The sequence below is a fragment of the Shinella sumterensis genome (assembly GCF_004514425.2).
GTDB lineage: Bacteria > Pseudomonadota > Alphaproteobacteria > Rhizobiales > Rhizobiaceae > Shinella > Shinella sumterensis.
In genome coordinates, this window is sequence record NZ_MYFN02000049.1 from 1 (window position 1) to 942 (window position 942).

Sequence of the window (942 nt, forward strand, 5' to 3'; positions counted from 1 at the left end):
TGCTTCACGCCGGTCGCCAGTCCCCAGTCGAACGGAATGTCAGAGGCATTCGTCAAAACCCTGAAACGGGATTACGTGCGCATATCAGCTCTGCCAGACGCCGAAACGGCGCTCCGGCTCATCGACGGATGGATCGAAGACTACAACGAAATCCATCCCCATTCCGCACTCAAGATGGCTTCCCCTCGGCAGTTCATCAGGGCTAAATCAAACTAGCCGATCTGTCCGGTGAAATGGGGAGCACTCCAAACCCACTTGGGGCTGCGCTCGCCCTCGGTGATGACGGCATATTCCAGCTCAAACTTCTTGGCGGCTTCGGCAAGGGTCTTTTCGGTCTTTATCAACCCGGCTGCCAGCTTGCCGCGAAGCCCGAGATACCAATCTTCGGCAAACGCCTTGGCCTGCGCCAGCCCGGTTTCCTTGGTGCTGGTGCGATACTGGATGCCCTTCAGGGACGCCGAGCAATGCCAGGTGAGCCCGTTGCGCCGGTAAATATTGACCTTCCCTCCGAGGATTTCGTGGCTCGCCATACCGGCCCCCTGTTTGTTTTCCTTTTTCATGTGGGGATAGGGAATCACACCAGCAAGGGACCAGTCAAATCGGCCTCGGGTTTTGTGCTAGGTTTGTGCTAGGCCTAGAACACAAGAAAGCCCTCTACGGCGAGAGGGCTTTCTTGTTGAATTTCTTCGTAAATTTTGGTTGCGGGGGCAGGATTTGAACCTGCGGCCTTCAGGTTATGAGCCTGACGAGCTACCGGGCTGCTCCACCCCGCGTTACCCGGTTTTTGCCGTTAGGCAAAATACCGACCGATTTTTGCCGGAGGCAAAGATCGTATTTCCGGTCCGGTTTTTGCCGGAGGCAAAATACCGTTGTATTTCAGCAACCACACATCCGCTGCCTGGAAAGCATAAAGGCCGCTTGAAGCGGCCCTTTGGTTTCGGC

2 protein-coding genes and 1 tRNA gene are annotated in these 942 nt (G+C 55.8%); 1 reads left to right on the forward strand and 2 read right to left on the reverse strand.

What is annotated here, in order from left to right; all coding sequences use genetic code 11:
• Nucleotides 1-216: integrase core domain-containing protein (locus tag B5M41_RS26755; protein ID WP_230640319.1), on the forward strand; the 216-nt coding region annotated here is incomplete at its 5' end.
• Here B5M41_RS26755 and B5M41_RS26760 read toward each other — a convergent pair.
• Nucleotides 213-560, reverse strand: coding sequence for a hypothetical protein (locus B5M41_RS26760; protein ID WP_209020931.1), 348 nt, complete (start codon nt 558-560; stop codon nt 213-215). The two genes, B5M41_RS26755 and B5M41_RS26760, sit on opposite strands and share 4 nt — an antisense overlap.
• A gap of 136 nt (nt 561-696) precedes the next feature.
• A tRNA-Met gene (locus B5M41_RS26765) sits at nt 697-773 on the reverse strand.
• Between the last annotated feature and the right edge of the window lie 169 nt (nt 774-942).